Raw genomic sequence first — 23,798 nt, forward strand, 5'->3', positions numbered from 1 at the left:
TTCCCTCAAGGCGTGGGGGACTGGCCCTCGCACAACCGGAGGCCGCGCCGAGCGTTTTCCTCTTGAGGGGAGATGGCGAGGGCCTGCTCCAGCCAGGGGCGCGCAGCGGCGCAGTCCCCCAGATAGTAGTGGGAGAGACCCAGCAGGTAGGCCATCTCCACCAGGCGGGCGCAGCGCGGCTCCGTCGGCAGCGTCTCCGGGGCGCAGGTTTTCCCCTCTGCCCGGAGGACGGCCTGCAGCCGGGCGATCCCCCGCGGCAGATGGTTCGCGTCCACCACTTCCTCATACTTCCGCCGGGCGTAGAGGGTGACCCCCAGGTGATACAGAATCCGCCAGTCGTCCGGGTCTTGTTCCCGGGCCTTCCTCAAGGTTTGCTCCGCCTCCTCCAGCCGGCCCAGGTTGTAATACAGCCAGCCCAGCTCGTCCAGAACCCGTGGGTCCTCCGGCCGCAGGGCAGCGGCCCGCTGGAAGGCGTCCAGGGCGGCGGCGGTCTGCCCGAGGACCAGGGCGTTGCGCCCCAGGGCGAGCCAGGTCACCACCATCAGCGGATCCCGGCGCAGGGCCTCCTGGTAGGCCGCCATCGCCTCCGCATAGCGCCCCAGGGTCTCGTAGACGTAGCCCAGGGCCCGGTGGGCGTCCGGCGAATCCGGGGCCAGGCTCAGGGCTTTCCGGGCGGCGGCCAGGGCGGCCTGCGGGCGATGGGCGTCGGCGTAGGCTTCTGCCAGATAAGCGTGGAGGGCGGCCTCCTCGGGAAGGCGGGCCACCGCCTGTTCCCCAGCCTGGATCGCCTCGGGGATCCTCCCCTGCCAGTCCAGGATCAACGCGGCCATCCCCAGAAGGCGCGGATCCTCCGGAGCCAGCCGGCGGCCTCGCTCCAGCCAGGCGGCGGCTTCCTCCAGGCGGTTGGTGAAGGCCAGGAGGCGGATCAGCGGGAGGTAACGCGCCGGGTTCTCCGGCTCCAAGGCCAGGGCGAGGCGGTAGCCTTCCTCCGCGCTCCGGAGGTCTCCCGCCTGATAGGCGGCCTCCGCCCGGCGGGCGTAGTGCGCGGCGGAGAGGGTCGGGGTGGGCGTCACGGCCATGGCGGGCATGCGTCCCCCGGCCCGCAGCCGCCAGTCCAGCGCGAACAGGGCGGACAGGGCCAGCAGATCGAGGAGCAGCCAGAGCAGCCAGCGCCGGCGTCGGGTCATTCCTCCTCCAGGCCGCGCAGCACCATCGAGGCGGTGGCCAGGTTGGTGGCCAGGGGGATGTTGTGGACGTTGCACAGGCGCATCACCGTGCGGATATCCGGCTCGTGGGGGTGGGCGTAGAGGGGGTCGACCAGGAAGATCACCGCGTCGATCCGGCCTTCCACCACCATCGCGGCGATCTGGGCATCCCCGCCCTGGGGGCCGGAGCGGACGCAGGCCACCTCCAGCCCCAGGGCTTCCTGGAGGGTGCGCCCGGTGGTGGCGGTGGCCACCAGCTGATGCCGGGCCAGGCGCTCCCGCTCCTGCCGGGCCCATTCGACCAGCTCCCCTTTCTTGCCGTCGTGGGCGATGATCGCGATCCGCTTGGGCATGACTGCGATGCCTCCCGATTCGTTCTGAAGCCGCGCGGGAAGGTTCCCCTCAATGTTAACCCAGGTCCTCCGCCCGGCGGGAGCTCCACGCATGAGAGGGCCCACTGCGGATCCTCCAGACCACACCGAGGAGAGATCGCTCCCCCGCTCGCCTGGTGGAAATCCCGGGGTGATGTGTGACCGGACCCTCTATCCCTTCACCAGGAGCGGAGGCCGATGGGATCAAGGCCATCCGAACCCATGAGGGGGATCCTCGTTGGAAGGGATTGGAGGCCCTTGAGGGCTCGATATCCGGTCTGCCGGTTTTGATTCGTCCCCCATAGGTTGCAGGGCACCGACGAGCGGTTGCCCACCTCCTCTTTTATCTGAAGGTGGAAACCGGCTCGTCCTGTCTGGAGAACCGGGAAATCCAGGCCGCTGCGGGCGTTGCCTTGCCTGCGCCATGTTGTTCGCCTGCGCACATTTTGCTATAATCAAAACCTGCGGACCGGTGGGGAAAGCCGGCCGGGTTGGTGTGCAACTACGCGGCGTTGAGGCAAGCGACAACTCAATAGGCAGCCGTTCCGGCTTTTGGCATGCGTCGGGACTTCCGATGATGCCGGGTGCGGAACCCGTGCTGCCTATTTGCTTTGTAAGGGGACGGTGCGTGCGGAGCCGTCTCCGCTTCCGGGCGCCGGAAGGCGCCGCCAACATTCCGGGGAAAGGAGGTGAACAATGGCGGGGGAGATCCTGACCCTGGGGCGCTCGGAGCTGGCCCGCCTCCTGCGCGCCATCGTGCGGGAGGGGGACCCCTGGCAGGCCGCCGGCACCGCTGGGCTTCCCTTTCCACGGGTGGTGGAGGGCGTCCAGCAGCTGCTCCGCCACGGGCTCCTGGCCTTCGACGGGCAGCGCCTGCTCCTGACGGACCGCGGCCAGGCCCTGGCCCGGGAGCTGGGCGTTCAGGTGGTGCCCGAGATCCGCTGCGCCGCCTGCGGGGGGACCGGGGTGGACCTGGGTTTCTTCACGGAGGTGACGCGGCGCTACGCGGAGCTGGCCCAGGGCCGTCCGGAGCCTCTGGCGGCCTACGACCAGGGCTATCAGACCATCGACTCGGTGATGCGGCGGGTCGCCCTCATGGTCGCCCAGGGGGATGTGGAGGGCAAAGACATCATCGTGCTGGGCGATGACGACCTGGCCAGCCTGGCCCTGGCCCTGACCGGGTTACCCCGCTCGGTCGTGGTGATTGAGATCGACCGCCGCCTTTGCGACTTCATCGAACAGGCCGCCCGCCGGGCCGGCCTGAACATCACCGTCTACTGCCGCAGCCTCACCGAGCGCCTCCCCACCGAGCTGCTCGGCCGCTTCGACACCTTCCTCACCGACCCGACCGAGACCGAGCACGGCCTGCTGCTCTTCCTGGAGAAGGGCTTCATGTGCCTGCGGAAAGGGGAGGGGCATGCGGGCTACTTCGGCATCACCCGCATCGAGTCCAACATCAGCAAGTGGCACGTGTGGCAGCGGGAGCTCCTCAGCCGGCACGCCATCACCTTCACCCACATCCTGCCGGACTTCAGTCTCTACGCCAACTGGGAGGACCCGGACGAGCAGCCCATCCCGGATCTGCCGCCCTTCGCCCGCCCGGCGCGGACGCCATGGTATCGCTCGACCTTCTTCCGGGTGGAGACGCTGCCGGAGTTCCAGCCGCCGGAGGACTACGTCATCGAGGGAGGGCGGGAGCTTTACGAGGACGAGGACGCCATCGATCAGGTGTGGCGCAGCCCGGATGTGGATATGGCCATCACCGCCTCGGTGATGACCCCCGCGCCCACCCCGTTCCCCACCCAGCTCACCCTGGGCCGGCACATCATCGCCGAGTTCTGGAAATGCCGGAACCGGGAGCCCCTGCGCGGGCTGAAGCAGGTCCTGGAGCATGCGGTGCGTCGGGCCGGCGCCACCCTGCTGAACATGAAAATCCACCGCTTCGTCCCGGATGGGTTCTCCGCCCTGGTGCTCCTGGCGGAGTCCCACATCTCCCTTCACGCCTGGCCGGAATACGCCTACGTAGCCGTGGATGTGTTCACCTGCGGGGAGGCGGATCCGGAGGTGATCGTTGAGGTGCTCAAGGACTATCTGCAGCCCGAGGAGTCGGCCCAAATCACCCTGGAGCGCGGCCTGGGCCCCCTGATGGTCCTCCCCGCTCTGCGAGCGGAGACGGAGACGCCTTCGCTCCGCTCCTCCGCCCTCCCGATGGGCGTCTGAAGGCGTCGGACACCCCGGTGGGGGGAGAAGTCTCTCCCCCCACCGGCGATGCTGTCTCCCGATCCCCCATGGGCCTCGGCGGAGCTTCTACTCGGGGACCCTGGGGCTTGGCCGCTGGGGCTCGGAAGAGGGAAGGCGTTCCAGGGCCTGGCTGAGCAGGGCGATTTGATCCTCCACCCCCAGGGGGCGGGCCGGGAGCAGGACGCTCAGGGTGATCCCCTGGTCCCCCTCGCTCCGGAGGAAGAGATCGCCGCCTAAGGCCTGAGCGGCCCTTCGGGTGATCGCCAGGCCCAGCACCGCAGGATCCACCCGGGGGCGAGCGGGTTGTGGCCCGGAGATCCCGGCGGCCCCTTCGTTCAGCCAGGCCAGCGTCTCCGCCGGGAGGCGGAGAGTGGGATCGACCAGCTCCACCAGCAGGACGGATTCCCGGATCCGGGCGCGGATCTCCAGGGGGCCTCCCTCTCGACGAGCGGCGAAAAGGAAATCCAGTAAGGTGCGCAGGATGTAAGCCCCATAAGGTCCATCGACGCGGGTGTTCTCCGCCTCCTCGCTCAGATCCAGACGGATCTCCGTTGAACGCTCGGCGAGGGTCGGCTGCTCCGCCCGGAGCAGATCATGGATCAACTGGCCCAGCGGGAGAGGCTCCACAAAAGCCGTCGGCTGGCGGTGTAACTCCGCAAAGGCGGTGAGAGGAGCGATGTATTCCAGCAGCCGATAAGCTCCTCGCAAGGCCCCCTCTAACATCGCCGCGATGTCCGGCATCTCCGAAGATGGAAGCTGGCCGAGGGCCGCTTCCAGGAAGCCGATCACCAGCCCCAGGGGCTGACGGAGCTCCGCGCCCGCGCGGGCCACGAAGGTCGTCTTCAGCTCGTCCAGATCCTTCAACCGCCGGTAGGCCCGTTCCAGCTCTTCCCGCCGGGCTCTCTCCTGCTCATACAACCCCCGGAGCTCTCGAAAGGCGGAGAGGACCTGCTGCTCCAGCCGGGAAAGCCATTCATCCGGTGTGAGATACGGGTGCCCCATCGCGGCGCTCCTCGAAAACACTGGGATGCCGAATCGCCGGAAGATCCCAACCCGGGCAAGGACGCTTCCACCCCGGCGGGCGTCGCGCCTGTTAGAAACCATTTTAACATCCTTTTAGGTGGAAACAACTAAATTGCAGACCAGGGCCACGCGCTTTTCCGTGGGGCTCGGGTGGGCGGAGCGCCCGGAGGGCGGAACGCGTTCCGGCCTGCGCGTAAAATGGGGAAGGTATCCCGGGGGGCGTCTGTGCCCCCGCCGAATCCAGCGCGGAGACCGGCATGGACCGGTGGGAAGGGTTCCGCAGGCGGATCCGACAGATGGCCGGGCGGGAGGCGGAGACGGTCCTTCTGGCCCGGGATGCGATGATCATCGCCGCGGGCAACGTCGCCAGCCGCCTGATCGGCCTGCTGCGCGAGACGGTCAAGAGCGGGCTGTTCGGGTCCAGCGGGCCGCTGAGCGCCTTCGAGGCCGCAGCGGTGGTCCCCGTCCAGCTGTATGACCTCTTGGTCGGGGGCATGGTCAGCTCCGCCCTGATCCCGGTGTTCCGGGAATATGCGGATCAGCCTCAGGAGCTCCGGCGTCTGGCCGGGGCGGTCCTGGTCTGGGCCGGGTGGATCATCGGGGCGGTGGTGCTTCTGGTGGAGATCGGGGCCAGGCCGGTCGCGTGGCTGTTAGCCGGGGGCCTGGATCCTCACCTGCTGGACCTGACCGCAAGCCTCCTGCGCCTGACGGTTCTGGCGGTGTGGTTCCTCGCCGCCGCCGGGGTCATCGGCGGGCTCTTGCAGGCGTTCCAGCGGTTCACCCTGCCGGCCTTCACCGCGGCCGCCTTCAACGCCGCCATCGTCGCGGCCGCCCTCCTGCTGGGGCCGCGCATCGGGGTGTTCGCCCTGGCCCTGGGGATGGTCCTGGGCGCCATCGCCCAGGTGCTGTTGCAGCTGCCTGCCCTGCATGGCCTGTGGCCCCGCCCCTCCGTGTATCATCCCGCCTTGCGGCGGATCCTGCGCCTTTACCTTCCCGTCGTGTTCGGGCTGGCGGTCAATCAGGTCGCCATCCTGCTGAGCTACCACCTGGCTTCCCGCACCGGCCCGAACAGCATCGCCTGGATGCGCTACGCGACCACGTTGATCCAGTTCCCCCTGGGGCTGGTGGTGACCGCCATCTCCGTGGCCATCCTCCCCCGCCTCTCCCGCCTCAGCGTGGAGGCCCGCCAGGGGAGGGGGGATCTGGAGCCCTTCCGGAGCACCCTGGCCGCCGGGTTGCGGATGGTGCTGATCCTGATCATCCCCGCCGCCTTCGGCCTGTATGTGCTGGCGGAACCCGTGATCGCCCTCCTCTTCGAGCATGGCCGCTTCACTTCCACAGACACGGCGGTGGTGGCCGGGGTGCTGCGGGGCTACCTGCCCGGCCTGATCTTCGCGGCCGTCGATCAGCCGCTGGTGTTCGCCTTCTACGCCCGGCAGGACACCTTCACCCCCGCCCTGGTGGGGCTGATCTGCAACGTGGGGATCTACCTTGCGGCCGCCCTGGCCCCCACGCTGTTCCGACCCCTGCAGGTGACCGACCTGGCGGTGGCCAATTCGGTGCAGTGGGCCGCCCATGCGGCGATCATGGGGGCCCTGCTGCTCCGTCAGGTGGGCTCGATGCGCCCCTACGGCCTGTCCCGGCTCGCTCTCCGCGTCCTCGTCGCCTCCCTGATGATGGCGCTGGGCATCTCCATGGCATGGGCCCGGCTTCCTCTCCCCCATTCCACCACCGGCGAAGCCCTTCACCTCCTCGCCGTCGGAGGCCTTGGGGCGTTGATCTATCTCCTGACCCTTGGGGCGCTGACCCGTCTCGTCGCCCGCCCCTCGGGGTTCGCTCGCTGAGGATTCTTCCGCTCTCCGGCGTCGTCCGGGGGCCGGGAACCGCGGGGCGATCCGGAACGTCTTTCCTCCGGATGCTGAAGCGAGCTTCGGCTTACATTTCAGGAGCGGGAGGCGGATATGAACCGCTGGCGATGGCTGGGGGTAGTGGGGGGGATCCTGCTGGCCGCGTGCCGGACGAATCCCTCCGCGCCCGGAGCAGGGGTGCCGGTGGGGCCATCGGCCCAGGCCGTGCGTTCTCAGGGAACAGAGGCAAGCCCGCGCACGCTGACGGTGAACGGGGTGGGGACCGTGCGGGCGCGCCCGGATCAGGCGGTCGTCACCCTGGGGGTGGAGACGTCCGGGGAAACCCTGGCCTCCGCCCTGGCCGAGAACAACCGACGGGCCGCCGCGGTGCTGGACGCCTTGAAGGCCCATGGGGTGGCGGAGAACGACATCCAGACCGCCTCCTTCCAGATCCAGATCGAGGAGCCCCGGGATCCGCAAACCGGCCGGCCCATCGGCCCTCGGGTGTATCGGGTCGTCCACGTTTACACCGCGATCTTCCGGGATCTGGAGGCGGTGGGCGCTGGGGTGGATGCCGCCGTGGGGGCCGGGGCGAACCGCGTGGAGGGGATCGCCTTCCAGGTCGGGAGCCCGGACCGCCTGGCGATGGAGGCGCGACGGCTGGCCGCCGAGGACGCGAAAGCCCGGGCCCAGACCCTGGCGGCCACCCTGGGAGCCCAGCTGGGGCCTGTGCAGTCCGTTCGCGAAACCTCCCTCACGCGTCCCATTCCTGGCCCCATGGCCCGAATGGCTGCCGAGGCGGCCGCTGTCCCCGTCGCAGCCGGGGAGCTGGAGATCACCGTCGAGATCGAGGTGACCTGGCAGCTCCAATAATCTACGAATGATGAGCCGGTGGGATCATGAGCCGGCGGACGGCTCGGAGAGCAGGCGGCGCACGATCTCCTGCACCTCCCGGCCGTCCGCCCGGCCGCGGACCCGGGGCATCAGCCGCTTCATCACTTCCCCCAGCTGGGCGGGTGAGGCGGCGCCGACCTCCGCGATCACCTCCCGGGCCATGGCTTCGATCTCCTCCCGGGTGAGAGGCTGCGGGAGGTAGGAGAGCAGAACCTCCAGCTCCGCCTGCTCCGCCGCCAGCCGGTCCGGCCGGTTCGCCTTCTCCAGCTCCGCCAGGGTCTCGCGGCGCCGCTTCACCTCGTTCTGGAGCACCTTCAGGATCTCGTCCTCGGTCAGAGGGCGAGCGGCCTCCACCTCCGCCATCCGGATCGCCAGCAGCGCCATGCGGATGGCGGTCTTGCGCGGTTCGTCCCCCGCCCGCATCGCCGCCTTCAGGTCTTCTTGCAGCCGTTCTTTCAAGCCCATTCAGGTCCTCCCCTGTCGGGTTGCATGGGATCCTGCTCAGGACGAGAGATGGCGCACCCGGAGCCCCATCCGCTCCAGGCACTCCGCCAGGGCCTCCGTCCACGGCCGCATCGGGTCCCGGCCCTGCAGCTCCAGCACATAATTGCGCAGGGGGCTGCGATCGGGGCGGGGAGCCCGCCGGCCGGAGATCCCCGAGAGCCGCACAGCCTCCTCTGGATCTCGCCCCAGCATCGCCAGGATGGTCCGGGCCATCTCATAGCGGGAGACCGCCCCGTGATTGGCGATGTGATACAGCCCGTAGGCCGGATACTCCAGCAGGCGGAGCAGGGCCTGGGCGAGGTCCAGGACGAAGGTGGGGGAACCGACCTGGGCGATCCCTCCCACGGGCTCCCCCTTCCGGATCCGTTCCACCGTGTGGGTGACGAAGTGTTGCCCCCAGGGGGCGAAGAGCCACGCCGTGCGCACCACGAAGTGGCGGGGACACAGCGTCCGCACATACTCCTCCGCCTGCAGTTTGCTCCATCCGTAAACGTTGATCGGGTTGGGCCGGTCGAACTCCGTGTAGGGAGTTCCCTTGGTGCCGTCGAACACATAGTCGGTGCTGATGAAGATCAGGGTGGCACCGGACATCTGGGCGGCCGCCGCCAAACAGGCGGTTCCCACCGTGTTCACCCGGAAGGCCAGGTCGGGGTTGGCCTCGCAACGGTCGACGTCGGCGATGGCGGCGGCGTGAAGGATCACCTCGGGGCGGATGCGCGAAACGGCCTCGAAGATCTGGGGCGGATCGGCGAGGTCGAGCTCCGCGCGGGGCGGGGCGAGGAGCTCGATCCCCGGCTGCGATCCCCAGACCTCCCGGATCGCGCGCCCCAGCATGCCCGTGCCGCCGGTGAGAAGCACCCGCATCCCGAACCCTCCTCTTGGGGGGGTGAAACCGGAGCCTTTAGAAATACCGAGCGGAGAGCACGCCCGGCGGCAGAGGCCGGGTGCGGACGTTCAGGCAGGCCGGGCGGCGGGCCGCGGCCATCCGCTCCAGGGCAGGCCGGATCTCCTCCGGCCGCTCCACCAGCTCCCCGTATCCCCCGAGGGCTTCCACCACCCGGTCATAGCGGGTGGGCGCGAGCGCGGTGGCCACCGCCCGGGCTTCCCCCAGCATCTCGATCTGGGGCCGCCGGATTTGGCTCCAGGCCGCGTCGTTGGCCACCACGCCCATGATCGGCAGCCCGAAGCGGACCGCGGTGTCGAACTCGAACCCGTTGAAGCCGAAGGCCCCGTCCCCGAACAGCACCAGCACCCGGCGGTCCGGATAAGCCAGCTGGGCGGCGATGGCGAAGGGCGCCCCGATTCCCAGACAGCCGAAGGGCCCCGGATCCATCCAGTTCTCCGGGCGGTAGACCGGGAGGACCCGGGAGGCCGCCGCCACGATATCCCCTCCGTCCCCGATGACAATGGTTCGCTCGTCGATGAAGCGGGCCAGCTCGTGACACAGCCGCAGCGGGTGGATGGGGACGTCCGTCGCGTCCTTCCCCTGCTCCCAGAAGGCGGCCTGCTCCGCTTCGACGGCCCGCAGCGCCTCGCGCCACGCCGTGAAGCGCCGGCCGGGGAAGCGCGCCTGCATGCCCTGGCGCCATGCCTCCAGGATCTCCCCGATGTCCCCCACCAGCCCCAGGTCCACCGGGCGGTTATGACCGATCACCGTGGGCTCCAGGTCCACGTGGATGACCCGGGCGGTGGCGGCGATCTCCTGCCCGAACCGCAGCCGGAAGTCGAACTCCCCGCCGACCAGGATGAGCAGATCCGTCTGCGCGAAGGCCTTACGGCGAGCGTGCTGGAAAAACTGGGGGGAGTCTGGCGGCAGCGTCCCGCGGGCCATGCCGTTGGTGAACAGCGGGAGGTCGAGGTCGGCCACGAAGCGGGCCAGGGCGCTGTAGGCGTTGCACCAGCGGACCGCGCTCCCGGCCATCACCACCGGGCGCTCGGCCTCGCCCAGCATCCCCACCGCCTGCTCCAGCGCCGCCTTCGCCGGCCCGGGCCGCGGCACAGGGCGGTCGAAACGGGGGAAGTTCACATGCCGCTCGTCCACGAAGCGGAACAACACGTCCAGGGGGATCTCCAGGAAGACGGGGCCAGGGCGCCCGCTCCAGGCGTGGCGCAAAGCCACCTCGATGAACTCCGGGATCCGCTCGGTTTCGTAGACTGCGCCGGCCCATTTGGTGATCGGCCGCATCACCGCCACGTGGTCCATCTCCTGCAGCGACCCGCGGCCCAGCTGGGCGAAGGGCCCCTGCCCGCCGATGACCAGCACCGGGCTGTTGGCCCGGAAGGCGTTGGCCACCCCGGTGACGCTGTCAGTCACCCCCGGTCCCGCGGTGACCACCGCCACGCCCGGCCGTCCCGTCAAGCGGGCCCAGGCATCGGCGGCATGGACCGCCGCCTGCTCGTGGCGCATGTCGATGATCCGGATCCCCTCGTCCAGACAGCCGTCGTAGATGGGCAGGATGTGGCCACCGCACAGGGTGAAGATCACCTCCACGCCGGCCGCCTTCAACGCCTTCGCCACCAGCCGTCCCCCATGCACGCTGGACATCGCTCGCTTCCTCCCGGGAGGATGCGGACGCGCAGGAGGAGAACGCGCCCCTCTTAATGTTGCGGGCAATGGCCCCCGGAGGCAAGGGGAGGAACGGGCGACGCGCACACATCCTCATCTCTGCGGTTCGCCGGCGCTCGGAGAAGAGGGGGGACGGATCGAGGTGCTTGACGCTGATTTTAGGAAAGCCTAAAATCTTGTGCAGACGATCGCCTCGGAGGGCGCCGTGGGTGGGGGATCGGAGGGGATGCGATGGGGCGGGTGGGCGCTCTGGCTCGCGCTGGCGGTGAGCGGGATCGTCGCCTGCGCTCCGGTGGAGCGGCGGGCCCGCGCGGCGGAGCTCGCGCAGCGTCCCATCCGCGTGGTGGCCACCACCACCCTGGTCGCGGACCTGGTTCGGCGGATCGGGGGCGATCGGGTGGAGGTGGCCGCGCTGATGGGGCCGGGGGTGGATCCCCATCTCTACAAGGCGCGGGAAAGCGACGTGTGGAAGCTGATGCGGGCGGATCTGATCGTTTACCATGGCCTGCATCTGGAGGCTCGCATGGCCGACGTCCTGGCCGGGATGTCCCGCTGGGCCCCGGTGGTCGCCGTTGGGGAGGCGATCCCGCCGGAGGATCTCCGCTATCCTCCAGGGTTCGAGGGCACCCCGGATCCCCACATCTGGTTCGATGTCCGCCTCTGGATGCGGGCGGCGGAGGCGGTGGCGCAGGCGTTGAGGGATCTCGATCCCGCCCACGCCGATCTCTACGCGGCCCGGCTGCATGCCTACCAGCGCGAGCTGGAGGATCTGGACGCCTGGATCCGTTCGGAGGTGGCGCGGATCCCTCCTGAGCAACGGGTGCTGATCACCTCCCACGATGCTTTCGGCTACTTCGGTCGGGCTTACGGTTTCGAGGTCCGCGCCCTTCAGGGGATCAGCACCGCTGCGGAGGCGGGCCTGGCGGACGTCCAGGCCCTTGCCGATTTCATCGCCCGCCGGCGGATCCGGGCGATCTTCGTGGAGACCAGCGTGCCTTTCCGTTACCTGGAGGCTGTTCAGGAGGCGGTGCGGGCGCGTGGATGGGCGGTGCGGGTCCTCGGGCCGCTGTATTCCGATGCCCTGGGCGACCCCAACTCCCCGCAGGGCACGTATGCGGGGATGATGCGCTACAACGTGGAGACCATCACCCGTGGGCTGCTGGAGCCTCTGCCTTCGGAGGAACGGCGATGATCCGGAAGGAGTGGGCGATCGAAGTGGAGGATCTCACCGTGATGTATGGGGATCGCCCGGCCCTCTGGGATGTGGACTGGCGGGTTCCCCGAGGGGTGCGGATGGCTGTGGTCGGCCCCAACGGGGCCGGGAAGACCACGCTCCTGCGGGCCCTGATGGGTCTGGTCCGCCCGGTTTCCGGATCCATCACCCTGTTCGGGCGCCCTCCCGCGGAGGTCCGCCGCCGCATCGGCTACGTCCCCCAGCGCACCGCGGTGGACTGGGATTTCCCGGCCACGGTCCTGGATGTGGTGTTGATGGGCCGCTATGTCCACCTGGGCTGGTTCCGCCGGCCGGGCCCGGCGGATCGGGAACGGGCCCTGGAGGCGTTGGCCCAGGTGGGGATGGACCACCTGGCCGACCGGCAGATCGGCGAGCTCTCCGTAGGCCAGCAGCAGCGGGTGTTCGTGGCCCGGGCTCTGGCCCAGGACGCCGATCTCTACCTGATGGACGAGCCCTTCGCCGGCGTGGATGCGGTCACCGAACAGGCCCTGGCGGCGGTCCTGCAGCGCCTCCATGCGGCCGGCCGCACCATCGTGGTGGTGCACCACGATCTCCAGACCGTGCCGACCTATTTCGACTGGGTGACCCTCCTCAACGTCCGTTGCGTCGCCAGCGGACCGGTGGCGGAGGTGTTCACCGTGGAGAACCTGAACCGGACCTATCAGGGAGCGGCCGCCGGTCTTCCGGTCGCTCTCTCCTAAGGCGTGCGTGGGGCAGCGATTCCATCCTCTCATGCTCCGGCCTTGCCTTCAGGAGGGGTGGGATGATTCCGGAACTGTTTCAGGATCCCACGTTCTGGACGGTCGCCCTGGGTTCCAGCCTGCTCAGTGGAGTGGCGGGGGCCCTGGGGGTCTTCGCCGTGCTCCGCCGGGAGAGCTTGATCGGGGATGTGATGAGCCACGCCGCGCTGCCCGGCCTCGTCCTCGCTTTCCTGATCACCGGCAGTCGGGAGCTTCCGCCCTTGCTCCTCGGCGCGGCCCTCTCCTCCGGAATCGGCGCCCTCCTCGCCGTGCAGATCCCCCGGCGCTCCCGCATCAAGCCGGACGCCGCCCTGGGCCTGGTCCTCTCCGTGTTCTTCGGGATGGGGATGGTGGGGCTGACGGTGGCCCAGCAGCGGCCGACGGCCGCTCAGGCCGGCCTGGATCGCTTTCTCTTCGGCCAGGCCGCAACGATGCTCCGACGGGATGTGGCGGCCATCGCCATAGCGGCCTTCCTCGTTCTGGTTTTCCTGCTCCTCCTGTGGAAGGAATGGAAGCTCCTCGCCTTCGATCCGATCTTCGCACAGGCCTGCGGCTTGCCGGTGGGGACTCTGGAGGTCCTCCTCGCCGCCCTCATGGTGCTCACGGTGGCCATCGGCCTGCCTGCGGTGGGGGTGACGCTGATGAGCGCCCTGCTGGTGGCCCCGGCGGCCGCCGCCCGCCAGTGGACGGACCGTCTGGAGCGGATGGTGGTCCTCGCCGGAGGGTTCGGCGCCCTCTCCGGCGGGCTGGGGACGCTGATGAGCGCGGGGGTCGGCCGTCTGCCCACCGGCCCGCTTATCGTCCTGGTGGCCTGCGGGCTGGCTTTGCTCTCCCTCCTGATCGCGCCGCGCCGTGGGCTTCTGCGCCGCTGGTATCTGCACCGGAGGAAGTCCCATGCTCGCCCCGCAGGTTGAGATCATCCTGGTGGCCGCCCTGGCTGGGGCCGCCTGCGCCCTGCCGGGGGCCTTCCTGCTGCTGCGCCGGATGGTCCTCATCGGCGATGCCATCAGCCATTCGGTCCTCCTGGGGATCGTGGCGGCTTTCCTGATCATCCGGGATCTCCGCTCCCCGTTTCTGCTGCTCGGCGCGGCCGGCGCGGGGGTGCTGACGGTGGGGTGGGTGGACGCCCTGTTGCGGAGCGGGCGGCTCAAGGAGGACGCAGCCATCGGCCTGGTGTTCCCGGCGATGTTCAGCCTGGGGGTGGTGCTGATCGCCCGCGGCGCGGGTTCCATCCACCTGGACCTCGATGCGGTCCTGCTGGGGGAGCTGGCCTTCGCGCCCTTCGATCGCCTGACATGGGGTGGATGGGATCTGGGTCCCCGGGGCATCTGGGTGATGGGGACGCTGCTCGTCCTGCATATCCTCTTCATCCTCGCTTTCTACAAAGAGCTCCAGCTCACCGCCTTCGATCCGGATCTCGCCCATGTCTTCGGGTTCCGGCCGGCCTGGTTGCACTACGCGTGGATGGCCCTGACCTCCCTCACGGTGGTGGCGGCTTTCGACGTCGCCGGGGTGGTGCTGGTGGTGGCGATGCTGGTGGCTCCGCCGGCGACGGCTTACCTCCTGACCGATCGCCTGGATCGCATGCTCCTCGGATCCGTCGGGCTGGGGGTGGCGATGGCGATGGGCGGATATGGCTTCGCCAATGCCTTGGATGTCTCCATCGCGGGCGCCATGGCGACGGCGGGAGGTCTCCTGTTCGCCCTGGCCTGGATCGGGGGGCCGCGCCACGGGTGGATCGCGCGGCGCCGTCAGGCGACGCAGCGACGCTGGCGCCTGGCTCAGCAGTTGTTGGCGGTCCATCTGCTGAGCCATGAGGGCACCCCGGCGGAGGCAGAGGAGTGCGCCCTCGCCCATCTCCCGGAGCATCTGCGCTGGAAGCCCGGCTTCACGGCTGCGGTGATCCGGCGGGCGGAGGAGGCGGGGTGGGTGATCCGGGAGGGCGAACGCCTCCGCCTGACGGAGGCGGGGCGTCAGGCGGCCCGGGAAGCGCTTATGGAGGGAGAGTGGGTGTTCCTGTTGCGGTGAAAGCGCTCAAGGGCATGGCGGCCGGCGGGCCAGGATCCCGTGGAGGGTCCAGGCCCCATCGGTGAACGTCCAGGGTTCGACCTCCAGCCCCGCCGGATGGGCCGGGTCGCGCAGGAGGGCCTCCGGATGGCCTTCAGGAGATCGGAGCCCGGCCAGGCGGTAGAGCCATCGCCAGGGGAGCCCGACGAGAGAGGGTGGGGGCTGGGCGGCGAACAGGACCACCACGCGCCCTCCGGGGCGCAGCACCCGGGCTGCCTCCTGCTAGGTGCGGGGTTCCCGGATGAAGGGGGCCGGGAAGGTGGTCACCACTGTGTCAAAGGATCCGTCCCGGAAGGGAAGCGCCTGGGCGCGTCCCCGCACCAGAGGAACCGATGCGCCTGTCCGCCGACGGGCGCACCGTCCCATCGCCGGGGAGGGATCCAGGCCGACGGGGTGGAGGCCCTGGCGGGCCATCGCGGCGAGGAGATGCCCCGGGCCGTGGCCGAGCTCCAGCACCCGGGTTCCCTCCACTTGATCCAGGACCCGGGTCACCCAGTGCGTCCAGCGCCCCATCGAGACCAGCGCCGCCACCCCCTCGTAGGCCCACGCCCCTTCGTGATACAGCCAGCGGAAAAAGGCCTGCAATAGGACGAGGGTCCACTTCGATAAAGGCGGAACGATCATCCTGTTTCCCCTCACTTGTAGGAGCGGCTTCAGCCGCGACTTTCGCTCAGGAGCCCGGGCTATCATTATAATGGAGGGAGCTTCGGACGCTTTCCGGGCTTGGGTGGGATGAACTTCGAGGAGCGCGATGATGGATGTGGAAGCCCTGATCGTCATCGGAGACAGCCGGAACATGGCGGAGGTGGCGGATGAGAGCGTGGATCTCATCGTCACCTCCCCCCCCATACTGGCATATCAAGGACTACGGCGTAAAGGGCCAGATTGGCTACGGGCAAACCCTCCACGAGTATCTAATGGATCTCAGCCGGGTCTGGCGGGAGGCATGGCGGGTCTTGCGGCCGGGTCGCCGTCTGTGCATCAACATCGGGGATCAGTTCGCGCGGGCCGTCATTTACGGCCAGTATAAAGTGATCCCGCTCCATGCGGAGATCATCGCCCAGTGCGAGGTCATCGGCTTCGACTACATGGGAGCGATCATCTGGCAGAAGAAAACCACGATGCGCACCACCGGCGGGGCAGTGGTCATGGGCTCCTTCCCCTATCCCCCGAACGGGATCGTGGAGCTGGATTATGAGTTCATTCTGCTGTTCAAAAAGCCCGGTCGGTCGGAGCCGGTTCCTCCAGAGATCCGGGAGGCCTCCCGGATGACACGGGAAGAATGGAAGGCTTTCTTCAGCGGCCACTGGTCTTTCGGCGGTGAGCGTCAGACCCTTCACGAGGCCATGTTCCCGGACGAGCTGCCTCGCCGGCTGATCCGGATGTTCTCGTTCATTGGAGAGACCGTGCTGGATCCCTTCCTGGGCAGCGGCACAACGGTGAAGGTGGCCCTCGACCTGGGTCGGAAGGCCATCGGCTATGAGATCCAGCCGGCCTTCGAGCCGATCATCCGCCAGAAGCTGGGCCTTCATGCGTCGGCGCTGTTCGCGCCCTCAGTGCGGATCCTCCGGCGGGAGCAGGAACAGCCGCCGGTCGATCCGCCTCCGGATTACATCCCCCGTGTGAAGGACGCCCAGCCGCGGGTGGACCCCGGCCTCCTATGCTTCGATGAAGAAGCCACCTTCCGGGTGGTGGCGGTCCTGGATGAGCACACCCTGCAGCTTCAGAACGGGCTGGTGGTGCAGCTGCTCGGAATCCGGGTGCCTCCGGAGCGTCGTGAGGCGGCGATCCATTATTTGCAAAAGTTCGTGTTGGGCAAGCCCGTCCACCTGCGCTTTGATCAACCTCCTGAAGGAAAAAACGCGCCGATGCCGGCTTATCTCTATCTGACGAATCGGCTTTTCGTGAACCGCAAGATGATTGAGATGGGGCTGGCGGATGCCGATCGCTCAACCTTCCATCGGTATCGCGAGCGGTTCCTCGCTGCGGAGGAGCGACGGACTGCGATCCTCTAAAGAATGGGTGCTGAACATCGCCTTCAACCGCTGGCAGTTCAACCGCCCTCGCTATGTCGGCCGGCTGTCCGAATCGATCCAAGCCTGTGCTCCACGCACCCTGGAGGACTGGGAGCGCTATTACTTCGAGAACGTCCGTCCGGAAGGACCTCTTCTGGGCCATGATATGCGGGAGCATCTCGCGGAGGTCGCTCGCAGGCTCTACGTGAAGATCAGCGAGCAGCTCCGGGCTGAAATCCAGGTGAAGCCTATCACTGACCAGCAGGCCCCGGAGGCCCACAGATGGCATGAGTGGATGGGGCGATCCCACGCGCGTTTCCAGCAGGAGCAGGGTGGGAAGGTCTTTGTGGTGTTCTCCATCACCGAGAAGGGCGGTCGGAAGCGGATTTGGAATGAGGAGGTGGTGGAGGCGATCCGGGAGGAGCTCGGCCGGCTTCGCGCGGAAGCCGGCGAAGGACCGGATCATGGCGCGTAGCGGGCCTCCATCTCCCGCCGCGCCCCCAGGGCGGCCCAGCTCTCCTCGGCCCAGCGGCGCGCCACGGTGAGGCCGGCGGCCTCCAGGGCCTGACGGACGGTCCCTTCCTGCTCTCCCTGGAAGAACCCCGAGACCACGATCCATCCCCCCGGCCGCAGCAGGTGGGCGATCCCTTGCTCACAGAAACGGCCGATCACCGGGGCCACGATGTTGGCCACGATCCCATCGAACCGCTCCCTCAGGGCGCGGGCCTCCTCCAGGGAGCCCTGGATGACCTCCACCCGGTCCGCTACTCCATTGCGCTCCACGTTCTCCCGCGCCACCTGCACGGCCACCGGGTCGATGTCCAGCGCCCACACCCGGCCTGCCCCCCGCCGGGCAGCGGCGATGGCCAGGATCCCGGACCCGGTGCCCAGGTCCAGGATCCGATCGCCGGGCCGGAGCCACTCCGCCAGGGCCTGCAGGCACATCCGCGTGGTGGGATGGGTGCCGGTCCCGAAGGCCATCCCCGGATCCAGCTCGATGAGCACATCCCCCGGCTCCAGCCGCGCGGTCCGCCAGCTGGGCTTGATCACGAAGGGGCCCACCCGCAGCACATCGTAGTGGGCTTTCCACGCCTCCTCCCACGAGGTTTCATCCAGCTCCCGGAACTGCGGTGGGGGAAAGGGGAGGATCTGACGCAGATGCCAGAACCCCTCCTCGATGCGTTGCCGCGCCGTCTCCCAGTCTCCAACCATCGGCAGGTAGGCCCGCACCGTGAGCACCGGTGGGGGCCGGCGAGGGCGTTCCCAGTCCGCCTCATCGGCCTCGATGGGGCCGTAATCGTAGGCGATGCCGTGGGGCGCGTAGCGGGAGAGGATCTCCGCGATGTTGTCCGCCAGCTCCGTGGGCACCCGCACCGAGATCTCCAGCCAGCGCATCGGATGCGCCCCCGCTTATCCGCCGAGAAGCTCCCGCAGGCGCTCCAGGAACCCTTTCTCCGGTTTCTGCGCGCCCCCCGCCGGGAGGGTGCGCGCCAGCTCCTGAAAGAGCCGTCGCTGCTCCGGGGTGAGGCGCGTGGGGATCTCCACCTGGACGACCACCAGCAGGTCCCCACGGCCGTTGCGCCGCAGGTGGGGGATGCCCCGCCCCCGCAGCCGGATCACATGCCCCGGCTGGGTCCCCGGCGGGATCTCCACCAGCTCCTCGCCCTCCAGGGTGGGGACCGGGATGCGATCCCCCAGAGCCGCCTGGGCCACGTTGATGGCCACCTGGACGATCAGGTCATCCCCCCGACGCCGGAAGTAGGGATGAGGCTGGACTTTGACCTGGACGTAAAGGTTGCCCGGCGGCCCGCCGTTCTCCCCCGGCTCCCCCTCCCCGGGGATGCGGATCTGCATCCCGTCGTCCACGCCGGCCGGGATGCGGACGGCGAGGCGACGACGGGTGAGCACGCGCCCTTCCCCGCCGCACTCCCGGCATGGGGTGGCGATCACCTCGCCGGCCCCCTGGCAGGTCGGGCAGGTGGTGACCTGGACGAAAGAGCCCAGGAAGGACTGGCTCACCCGCCGCACCTCGCCGATGCCGCCGCAGGTCGGGCAGCGGGCCGGGCCGGTCCCGGGCTCCGCGCCGTTCCCCCGGCAGCGCGGGCATGGCTCGTGGCGGACGACCTCCACATCCTTCTCCACGCCCCGGGCGGCCTCTTCGAACGTCAGCGTGACCTCGGTCTGAAGGTCCGCACCGCGCCGGGGCGCCCGCCGTGCCCGCGTGCGGACCCCGAATCCGAAGAGATCCTCGAAGAGATCGGCGAAGAGGTCCGTGAAATCCGCCGACTCCGGGCGCAGCCCCCGCCCTTCCAGCCCGGCGTGGCCATACATGTCATAGATCCGTCGCTTCTCCTCATCGGAGAGGACGGCGTAGGCCTCGTTGATCTCTTTGAATTTCTCCTCGGCGTCCGGCGACTTGTTGACATCCGGGTGATACTGGCGGGCCAGCCGTCGATAGGCCTGCTTGATCTCCTCCAGCGTGGCGTTGCGTGGGACGCCGAGGATCTCGTAGTAGTCCTTCCGGAAAGTCGCCATGGCGCCTTATCCGCCCTCTGCGGCTGAGGGTTCCGACCCGGGCTCGGCCTTGCGGGCGACCTTCACCAGGGTCGGCCGCAACACCCGATCCCCCAGCTTGTAGCCGCGCTGCAGCTCCTCCACGATCTGCCCGTCCTCGAACCCCTCGGCCGGCTCGTAGAGCACCGCCTCGTGCAGCATCGGGTCGAAGGGATCGCCGGGCTTCACCTCGATGGGCCGCACGCCCTCCGATTCCAGGGCCAGCTGCAGCTTGCGGTAGATCAGGGCCACCCCTTCCACCCAGGTGAGATGCCGCAGGTTGTCCGGGAGGGTCCGCAGCGCCCGCTCGAAATCGTCCAGGATCGGCAGCAGCTTGCGGATGAAGAGGGCGGTGGCCTCCGCGGCGAACTGGGCCCGCTCGGCCTCCACTCGCTTGCGGTAGTTGGCGAAGGCCGCCCGCTCCCGCTGCCAGCCCTCCAGGTATTCCTGGGCCTGGGCCCGGACCTGCTCCAGCTCCTTTCGCAACGCTTCCAGCTGTTCCACGAGGGAGACCTCGGCTTCCGCCGCCGGGGCCTCCGGGGACATCGCGGGGGCCGTGTTCTCCCCCGCGCTCTCCGTCATCACCTCCTTGGGCTCCTCCACGGGACCACCTCCTCCATCGGAGATGGATCGGATCGGGCGGAGGGAAAACCGAGGCGCTCCGCCCGGGATTTAATTTTAACCCGGCCCCATTCGGGGCGTCGGATCCCGGTCCGGCAAAATCGGACCCTGTTGCGCCCGATATGTTATAATCACACCGAATTGCAAAATTGGGGTGAGCCCCCAGGACGTCCGGTCGAATCGAGCGCACATAAGGGGAGGTCCCGGATGAGCGGTCGTGGGAAAGGGAACGCAGCGAAGGCTGCAGCGCCGGCCGCGGCGCTTGACGTGGCGACCAAGCTCTCCTTCTACCGCCAGATGGTCCTGATCCGTCGCTTTGAGGAGCTGTCTCGCATCGCGTATCAGCAGGGGAAGATCGCCGGCTTCCTGCACCTCTACATCGGCGAGGAGGCTGTCGCAGTGGGCGCCATCGCCGCCCTCCGCCCGGAGGACCACCTCATCACGCACTATCGGGATCACGGCCACGCCATCGCCCGGGGGCTGGATCCTCGCGTCCTGATGGCGGAGCTGTATGGGAAGGTCACCGGCTGCAGCCGGGGCCGCGGGGGCTCCATGCACTTCGCCAGCCGGGAGCATAACTTCTGGGGCGGGCACGCCATCGTGGGCGGGCACCTGCCCATGGCCGTGGGCCTGGGCTTCGCCGCCCGTTATCTGGGGGAGCCGCGCGTGGTGATGGCTATCTTCGGCGATGCCGCCACGGACATCGGGGAGTTCTACGAGGCCCTGAACATGGCCGCCCTCTGGAAGACCCCCGTGGTCTTCCTCTGCGAGAACAACCTCTATGGGATGGGCGTGGCCATCGAGAAGGCCTCCGCGGTCACGGAGGTCTACAAGAAGGCCTGCATGGCGAACATCCCCGCCGAGCGGATCGATGGTATGGATGTCCTGGCCGTCTACGAGGCGGCGACCCGCGCCGTGGAGTGGGCCCGCGCCGGCAACGGCCCCTATTTCCTCGAGGCCCTCTGCTACCGCTTCCAGGGCCACTCCGTCGCCGACCCCGAGCTCTATCGAACTAAAGAAGAGGTCGAGCAGTGGAAGCAACGGGATCCCATCCAGCGGTTCCGCCGGCACCTCATCGAGGTCGAGGGGATCCCGGAGGCCCGGCTGGACGCGATCCACGAAGAGGTGGAACGCGAGATGGAGGAGGTGATGCGCTTCGCCGAGGAGAGCCCGGATCCGCCCCTGGAGGAGATCTACGACTTCATCTACGCCAACCCGGTGGGGGACTGGCGGGGCGATGAGCGCTTCCTCCGGCTCTGGGATCAATCCTCAGGATCCTGATCCGTTGCCATGGAGGGCACGCGATGCCGGTGATGACCATCCGTGAGGCGATCCGGCAGGCCCTGCGGGAGGAGATGCAGCGGGACCGCCGGGTGTTCATCATGGGAGAGGATGTGGGAGCCTATGGGGGGACCTATGCGGTGACCCGCGGCCTCTACGAGGAGTTCGGGGAGGAACGGGTGCGGGACACTCCCATCGCGGAGTCGGCGATCGTGGGGGTGGCCCTGGGGGCGGCCCTGGGCGGCCTGCGCCCGGTCGCGGAGATCATGACCATCAATTTCATCCTCCTGGCCCTGGATCAGATCGTCAACCACGCGGCCAAGATGTCCTACATGTTCGGCGGCCAGTTCAAGGTGCCTCTGGTGATCCGGGTGCCGGCGGGCTGGGGCCAGCTGGCCGCCACCCACTCCCAAACCTTCGAGGTCTATTTCGCCTACGTGCCGGGCCTGAAGGTGGTCTACCCCGGCACCCCCTACGACGCCAAGGGGATGCTGAAGGCCGCCCTGCGGGACGAGGATCCGGTGATCTACATCGAGCACACCGCCCTCTACCCGGTGCGCGGCGAGGTCCCCGATGGGGATTACGTCGTCCCCATCGGCAAAAGCGAAATCAAACGTGTCGGGCGGGATTGCACCATCGTGACCTACGGGCGGATGCTGCAGGCCAGCCTGCAGGCGGCGGAGCAGCTGGCCCGGGAGGGCATCGAGGTGGAGGTGGTGGACCTGCGCACGCTGCGCCCGCTGGATATGGAGCCGGTGTATGAATCCGTGGCCAAGACCCATCGGGCTCTGGTGGTCACCGAGGAGTGGCGCTCCTTCGGCGTGGGCGCTGAGGTCGCCGCCCGCATCCAGGAGCACGCTTTCGATGAGCTGGACGCCCCGGTGATGCGTCTGGGCAGCCGCGAAGTCCCGCTCCCCTACAACAAGCACCACGAACGGGCGGTCCTTCCCTGGCCGGAGGATGTGGTGAAGGCGGTGAAGCTCCTGTTGCGCTGAGGAACACGCCGGGCGGGAGGTTCCGGGATGGCGACGACGGTGACGATGCCCAAGATGGGCTTCGATATGGTAGAAGGGAAGCTGCTGCGCTGGCTGAAGAAGGTGGGGGAGCCGGTGAAGGCAGGCGAGCCCCTGGCGGAGATCGAGACGGAGAAGGTGAACATCGAGTTCGAGGCACCGGCCTCCGGGGTGCTGAAGGCGGTGCTCATCGAAGAAGGGACCACGGTGCCGGTGGGCACGCCCATCGCCATCATCGCCGCCCCGGATGAGCCGGTGGAAGCCCCCGCCGCAGCCCCGGCCGTCCGGGAGGGACCACCACTCCCCACCCCTGCGCCCGGCACTCCTCCTCCACCCGCGCCTGCGCCGGCTCCGGTTGGGGCGCCCACCCCGCCTCCCGGCGGGCGGGTGAAGGCCTCCCCCCTGGCCCGTCGCCTGGCCCGGGAGGCCGGCATCGACCTGCGGGAGATCCCCGGCACCGGCCCGGGAGGGCGGGTGGTGAAGCGCGACGTGGATCGCTACCTCCAGGCCCGCGCGCCGGCCGCCGCCCCCCCGCCTCCGCCGGCCGCCGCGCCCATCCCAACCCCAGCGCCCGCCCCGGTTCCCACGCCCGCGCCCACCGCGGTGCCCGTCAGCCCGTTGCGGCAGGCCATCGCTCGGCGGATGACCGTTAGCAAGCAGACCGCGCCCCATTTCTATGTCACGGTCGAGGTGGATATGGACGAGGCCATGGCCTGGCGGGCGCGGATCAACGAGGCCCTGGGGGAGCGCGGAAAGGTGACCGTGAACGATATGGTGGTAAAGGCCGCTGCCCTGGCCCTTCGGGAGTTCCCTGCCCTGCGTTCTTCCTACCAGGAAGGTGGCCTCGTCCGCCACGAGGCCATCCACATCGGCATCGCCGTGGCCCTGGAGGAAGGGCTGATCACCGTGGTCCTGCGGGATGCCGATCGCAAGCCTCTGGCTCAAATCGCCCGCGAAAGCAAGGAGCTGGTGGAACGAGCCCGGAGCGGGAAGGTGCGCCCCGAGGACATCGAGGGCAGCGTCTTCACCGTGAGCAACCTGGGGATGTTCGACGTGGAGCACTTCATCGCCATCATCAATCCCCCGGAAGCCGCCATCATGGCCGTCGGAAGCGTCCGGGAGGTGCCCGTAGTGAAGAACGGGCAGCTCGCCATTGGGCAGCGCATGAAGGTGACCGTGTCGGCGGACCACCGGGTGACCGACGGCGCCGAGGTGGCCCGCTTCCTTCAAGCCTTCCGGCGTTATCTGGAGAACCCCCTCCTCTTGCTGGTGGAATAAGACCTTGCGTCCCTGCACGGCGCGGAGGGACGGGGCCGGGTGTCGGGGAGGCCCGCCCGGCCCCTCCGCGCGGAAGCCCCGCGGATTCCCTCCCTGGAGCGACTGGCGTATGATGGAGAAGGGCCCCCGCGGGGGCCTTCACCTATCGCGTGCTGGAGGACAAGATGCCGTTCCGTCTGGGACCGACCGAGCTGATCATCATCCTTCTGATCGCCCTGCTGCTTTTCGGGCCCGGTCGCCTGAGCAACCTGGCCCGGGAGCTCGGCCAGAGCATCCGGGAGTTCCGGCGCGGTCTGACCTCGGAGGAGGAAAAAGGGGAGACGAAGCCGGACAAGCCTTCGTGAT

24 protein-coding genes are annotated in these 23,798 nt (G+C 68.8%); 13 read left to right on the plus strand and 11 right to left on the minus strand.

What is annotated here, in order from left to right; all coding sequences use genetic code 11:
• Nucleotides 1-5 precede the first annotated feature (5 nt).
• On the minus strand, nucleotides 6-1,187 hold the full coding sequence (locus KNN16_RS00460; protein ID WP_299282367.1) for a tetratricopeptide repeat protein: 1,182 nt from the start codon (nucleotides 1,185-1,187) through the stop codon (nucleotides 6-8).
• Nucleotides 1,184-1,558 carry a methylglyoxal synthase gene (locus KNN16_RS00465; RefSeq protein ID WP_299282370.1) on the minus strand — a complete coding sequence of 125 codons (375 nt, stop codon included), beginning with the start codon at nucleotides 1,556-1,558 and terminating at the stop codon, nucleotides 1,184-1,186. The genes KNN16_RS00460 and KNN16_RS00465 overlap by 4 nt, the downstream gene beginning before the upstream one ends.
• 714 nt (nucleotides 1,559-2,272) lie before the next feature.
• On the opposite strand from KNN16_RS00465, the gene speD reads away from it, so the two are divergent.
• Nucleotides 2,273-3,796 carry an adenosylmethionine decarboxylase gene (gene speD / locus KNN16_RS00470; RefSeq protein ID WP_303898022.1) on the plus strand — a complete coding sequence of 508 codons (1,524 nt, stop codon included), beginning with the start codon at nucleotides 2,273-2,275 and terminating at the stop codon, nucleotides 3,794-3,796.
• Between the two features lie 87 nt (nucleotides 3,797-3,883).
• Here speD and KNN16_RS00475 read toward each other — a convergent pair whose 3' ends face one another.
• On the minus strand, nucleotides 3,884-4,819 hold the full coding sequence (locus KNN16_RS00475) for a sensor histidine kinase KdpD (RefSeq protein ID WP_299282377.1): 936 nt from the start codon (nucleotides 4,817-4,819) through the stop codon (nucleotides 3,884-3,886).
• Nucleotides 4,820-5,097: 278 nt separating this feature from the next.
• Between KNN16_RS00475 and murJ the strand changes: the two genes are divergently transcribed.
• Together murJ and KNN16_RS00485 are read left to right on the plus strand one after the other, a co-directional pair.
• The gene (gene murJ / locus KNN16_RS00480; RefSeq protein ID WP_299282379.1) at nucleotides 5,098-6,684 is read left to right on the plus strand and encodes a murein biosynthesis integral membrane protein MurJ; all 1,587 of its coding nucleotides are present in this window, start codon (nucleotides 5,098-5,100) and stop codon (nucleotides 6,682-6,684) included.
• Nucleotides 6,685-6,801: 117 nt separating this feature from the next.
• Nucleotides 6,802-7,560, plus strand: coding sequence for an SIMPL domain-containing protein (locus tag KNN16_RS00485; RefSeq protein WP_299282382.1), 759 nt, complete (start codon nucleotides 6,802-6,804; stop codon nucleotides 7,558-7,560).
• Between the two features lie 24 nt (nucleotides 7,561-7,584).
• Here KNN16_RS00485 and KNN16_RS00490 read toward each other — a convergent pair whose 3' ends face one another.
• The 3 genes from KNN16_RS00490 to KNN16_RS00500 are packed head-to-tail and all read right to left on the minus strand — an operon-like array spanning nucleotide 7,585 to nucleotide 10,630.
• The gene (locus KNN16_RS00490) at nucleotides 7,585-8,046 is read right to left on the minus strand and encodes a GatB/YqeY domain-containing protein (RefSeq protein ID WP_299282383.1); all 462 of its coding nucleotides are present in this window, start codon (nucleotides 8,044-8,046) and stop codon (nucleotides 7,585-7,587) included.
• A gap of 36 nt (nucleotides 8,047-8,082) precedes the next feature.
• The gene (rfbD, locus tag KNN16_RS00495) at nucleotides 8,083-8,949 is read right to left on the minus strand and encodes a dTDP-4-dehydrorhamnose reductase (protein ID WP_303898024.1); all 867 of its coding nucleotides are present in this window, start codon (nucleotides 8,947-8,949) and stop codon (nucleotides 8,083-8,085) included.
• A 37-nt stretch (nucleotides 8,950-8,986) separates the two neighbouring features.
• The gene (locus KNN16_RS00500; protein ID WP_303898026.1) at nucleotides 8,987-10,630 is read right to left on the minus strand and encodes a thiamine pyrophosphate-binding protein; all 1,644 of its coding nucleotides are present in this window, start codon (nucleotides 10,628-10,630) and stop codon (nucleotides 8,987-8,989) included.
• A gap of 247 nt (nucleotides 10,631-10,877) precedes the next feature.
• Between KNN16_RS00500 and KNN16_RS00505 the strand changes: the two genes are divergently transcribed.
• The 4 genes from KNN16_RS00505 to KNN16_RS00520 all read left to right on the plus strand — a co-directional run bounded on the left by KNN16_RS00505 (nucleotide 10,878) and on the right by KNN16_RS00520 (nucleotide 14,653).
• Nucleotides 10,878-11,843 (plus strand): metal ABC transporter solute-binding protein, Zn/Mn family, encoded by a 966-nt coding sequence (locus KNN16_RS00505; protein ID WP_303898028.1) that lies wholly within the window; start codon nucleotides 10,878-10,880, stop codon nucleotides 11,841-11,843.
• Nucleotides 11,840-12,586: a metal ABC transporter ATP-binding protein gene (locus KNN16_RS00510; RefSeq protein ID WP_303898029.1), complete on the plus strand. Its 747-nt coding sequence runs from the start codon at nucleotides 11,840-11,842 to the stop codon at nucleotides 12,584-12,586. The genes KNN16_RS00505 and KNN16_RS00510 overlap by 4 nt, the downstream gene beginning before the upstream one ends.
• Before the next feature lie 62 nt (nucleotides 12,587-12,648).
• Nucleotides 12,649-13,539 carry a metal ABC transporter permease gene (locus KNN16_RS00515; RefSeq protein ID WP_299282392.1) on the plus strand — a complete coding sequence of 297 codons (891 nt, stop codon included), beginning with the start codon at nucleotides 12,649-12,651 and terminating at the stop codon, nucleotides 13,537-13,539.
• On the plus strand, nucleotides 13,520-14,653 hold the full coding sequence (locus KNN16_RS00520; protein ID WP_303898031.1) for a metal ABC transporter permease: 1,134 nt from the start codon (nucleotides 13,520-13,522) through the stop codon (nucleotides 14,651-14,653). The genes KNN16_RS00515 and KNN16_RS00520 overlap by 20 nt, the downstream gene beginning before the upstream one ends.
• Nucleotides 14,654-14,659: 6 nt before the next feature.
• Here the strand turns inward: KNN16_RS00520 and KNN16_RS00525 are convergent, their stop codons facing one another.
• Nucleotides 14,660-14,899, minus strand: a complete 240-nt coding sequence (locus KNN16_RS00525; protein ID WP_303898033.1) for a hypothetical protein — start codon at nucleotides 14,897-14,899, stop codon at nucleotides 14,660-14,662.
• A gap of 15 nt (nucleotides 14,900-14,914) precedes the next feature.
• A complete protein-coding gene (locus KNN16_RS00530) occupies nucleotides 14,915-15,316 on the minus strand; it encodes a class I SAM-dependent methyltransferase (RefSeq protein ID WP_303898035.1) in 402 nt (133 codons plus the stop codon).
• A 188-nt stretch (nucleotides 15,317-15,504) separates the two neighbouring features.
• On the opposite strand from KNN16_RS00530, the gene KNN16_RS00535 reads away from it, so the two are divergent.
• Both KNN16_RS00535 and KNN16_RS00540 read left to right on the plus strand, forming a co-directional pair.
• Nucleotides 15,505-16,707 carry a DNA methyltransferase gene (locus tag KNN16_RS00535; protein ID WP_303898036.1) on the plus strand — a complete coding sequence of 401 codons (1,203 nt, stop codon included), beginning with the start codon at nucleotides 15,505-15,507 and terminating at the stop codon, nucleotides 16,705-16,707.
• A gap of 7 nt (nucleotides 16,708-16,714) precedes the next feature.
• The gene (locus KNN16_RS00540; RefSeq protein ID WP_303898038.1) at nucleotides 16,715-17,182 is read left to right on the plus strand and encodes an MjaI family restriction endonuclease; all 468 of its coding nucleotides are present in this window, start codon (nucleotides 16,715-16,717) and stop codon (nucleotides 17,180-17,182) included.
• Here the strand turns inward: KNN16_RS00540 and prmA are convergent.
• The 3 genes from prmA to KNN16_RS00555 are packed head-to-tail and all read right to left on the minus strand — an operon-like array spanning nucleotide 17,170 to nucleotide 19,863.
• Entirely contained in the window at nucleotides 17,170-18,102 is a 933-nt protein-coding gene (prmA, locus tag KNN16_RS00545; protein ID WP_303898040.1) for a 50S ribosomal protein L11 methyltransferase, read from the minus strand. The genes KNN16_RS00540 and prmA overlap by 13 nt on opposite strands.
• A 15-nt stretch (nucleotides 18,103-18,117) precedes the next feature.
• Complete coding sequence (gene dnaJ / locus KNN16_RS00550; RefSeq protein ID WP_303898042.1) at nucleotides 18,118-19,242, minus strand: molecular chaperone DnaJ; 1,125 nt, start codon at nucleotides 19,240-19,242, stop codon at nucleotides 18,118-18,120.
• Nucleotides 19,243-19,248: 6 nt separating this feature from the next.
• The gene (locus KNN16_RS00555) at nucleotides 19,249-19,863 is read right to left on the minus strand and encodes a nucleotide exchange factor GrpE (protein WP_303898043.1); all 615 of its coding nucleotides are present in this window, start codon (nucleotides 19,861-19,863) and stop codon (nucleotides 19,249-19,251) included.
• Between the two features lie 225 nt (nucleotides 19,864-20,088).
• Here KNN16_RS00555 and pdhA point away from each other — a divergent pair, with 225 nt between their 5' ends.
• From pdhA to KNN16_RS00575, 4 genes are all read left to right on the plus strand, one after another.
• Nucleotides 20,089-21,162: a pyruvate dehydrogenase (acetyl-transferring) E1 component subunit alpha gene (pdhA, locus tag KNN16_RS00560; RefSeq protein WP_303898045.1), complete on the plus strand. Its 1,074-nt coding sequence runs from the start codon at nucleotides 20,089-20,091 to the stop codon at nucleotides 21,160-21,162.
• Between the two features lie 23 nt (nucleotides 21,163-21,185).
• Nucleotides 21,186-22,157 (plus strand): alpha-ketoacid dehydrogenase subunit beta, encoded by a 972-nt coding sequence (locus KNN16_RS00565; protein WP_299282418.1) that lies wholly within the window; start codon nucleotides 21,186-21,188, stop codon nucleotides 22,155-22,157.
• A 27-nt stretch (nucleotides 22,158-22,184) separates the two neighbouring features.
• Nucleotides 22,185-23,453: a dihydrolipoamide acetyltransferase family protein gene (locus KNN16_RS00570; protein ID WP_303898046.1), complete on the plus strand. Its 1,269-nt coding sequence runs from the start codon at nucleotides 22,185-22,187 to the stop codon at nucleotides 23,451-23,453.
• A gap of 164 nt (nucleotides 23,454-23,617) precedes the next feature.
• Nucleotides 23,618-23,797, plus strand: coding sequence for a twin-arginine translocase TatA/TatE family subunit (locus tag KNN16_RS00575; RefSeq protein WP_088571416.1), 180 nt, complete (start codon nucleotides 23,618-23,620; stop codon nucleotides 23,795-23,797).
• Nucleotide 23,798 lies beyond the last annotated feature (1 nt).

Source organism: Thermoflexus hugenholtzii (assembly GCF_018771565.1).
Classification (GTDB): Bacteria; Chloroflexota; Anaerolineae; order Thermoflexales; family Thermoflexaceae; genus Thermoflexus; species Thermoflexus hugenholtzii_A.

Excerpts from the sequence above, each read along its gene's own strand:
- KNN16_RS00460 (WP_299282367.1), bottom strand. The coding sequence starts at position 1,187 with ATGACCCGACGCCGGCGCTGGCTGCTCTGGCTGCTCCTCGATCTGCTG.
- KNN16_RS00465 (WP_299282370.1), bottom strand. The coding sequence starts at position 1,558 with ATGCCCAAGCGGATCGCGATCATCGCCCACGACGGCAAGAAAGGGGAG.
- speD (WP_303898022.1), top strand. The coding sequence starts at position 2,273 with ATGGCGGGGGAGATCCTGACCCTGGGGCGCTCGGAGCTGGCCCGCCTC.
- KNN16_RS00475 (WP_299282377.1), bottom strand. The coding sequence starts at position 4,819 with ATGGGGCACCCGTATCTCACACCGGATGAATGGCTTTCCCGGCTGGAG.
- murJ (WP_299282379.1), top strand. The coding sequence starts at position 5,098 with ATGGACCGGTGGGAAGGGTTCCGCAGGCGGATCCGACAGATGGCCGGG.
- KNN16_RS00485 (WP_299282382.1), top strand. The coding sequence starts at position 6,802 with ATGAACCGCTGGCGATGGCTGGGGGTAGTGGGGGGGATCCTGCTGGCC.
- KNN16_RS00490 (WP_299282383.1), bottom strand. The coding sequence starts at position 8,046 with ATGGGCTTGAAAGAACGGCTGCAAGAAGACCTGAAGGCGGCGATGCGG.
- rfbD (WP_303898024.1), bottom strand. The coding sequence starts at position 8,949 with ATGCGGGTGCTTCTCACCGGCGGCACGGGCATGCTGGGGCGCGCGATC.
- KNN16_RS00500 (WP_303898026.1), bottom strand. The coding sequence starts at position 10,630 with ATGTCCAGCGTGCATGGGGGACGGCTGGTGGCGAAGGCGTTGAAGGCG.
- KNN16_RS00505 (WP_303898028.1), top strand. The coding sequence starts at position 10,878 with ATGCGATGGGGCGGGTGGGCGCTCTGGCTCGCGCTGGCGGTGAGCGGG.
- KNN16_RS00510 (WP_303898029.1), top strand. The coding sequence starts at position 11,840 with ATGATCCGGAAGGAGTGGGCGATCGAAGTGGAGGATCTCACCGTGATG.
- KNN16_RS00515 (WP_299282392.1), top strand. The coding sequence starts at position 12,649 with ATGATTCCGGAACTGTTTCAGGATCCCACGTTCTGGACGGTCGCCCTG.
- KNN16_RS00520 (WP_303898031.1), top strand. The coding sequence starts at position 13,520 with ATGCTCGCCCCGCAGGTTGAGATCATCCTGGTGGCCGCCCTGGCTGGG.
- KNN16_RS00530 (WP_303898035.1), bottom strand. The coding sequence starts at position 15,316 with ATGATCGTTCCGCCTTTATCGAAGTGGACCCTCGTCCTATTGCAGGCC.
- KNN16_RS00535 (WP_303898036.1), top strand. The coding sequence starts at position 15,505 with ATGAGAGCGTGGATCTCATCGTCACCTCCCCCCCCATACTGGCATATC.
- prmA (WP_303898040.1), bottom strand. The coding sequence starts at position 18,102 with ATGCGCTGGCTGGAGATCTCGGTGCGGGTGCCCACGGAGCTGGCGGAC.
- dnaJ (WP_303898042.1), bottom strand. The coding sequence starts at position 19,242 with ATGGCGACTTTCCGGAAGGACTACTACGAGATCCTCGGCGTCCCACGC.
- pdhA (WP_303898045.1), top strand. The coding sequence starts at position 20,089 with ATGAGCGGTCGTGGGAAAGGGAACGCAGCGAAGGCTGCAGCGCCGGCC.
- KNN16_RS00565 (WP_299282418.1), top strand. The coding sequence starts at position 21,186 with ATGCCGGTGATGACCATCCGTGAGGCGATCCGGCAGGCCCTGCGGGAG.
- KNN16_RS00570 (WP_303898046.1), top strand. The coding sequence starts at position 22,185 with ATGGCGACGACGGTGACGATGCCCAAGATGGGCTTCGATATGGTAGAA.
- KNN16_RS00575 (WP_088571416.1), top strand. The coding sequence starts at position 23,618 with ATGCCGTTCCGTCTGGGACCGACCGAGCTGATCATCATCCTTCTGATC.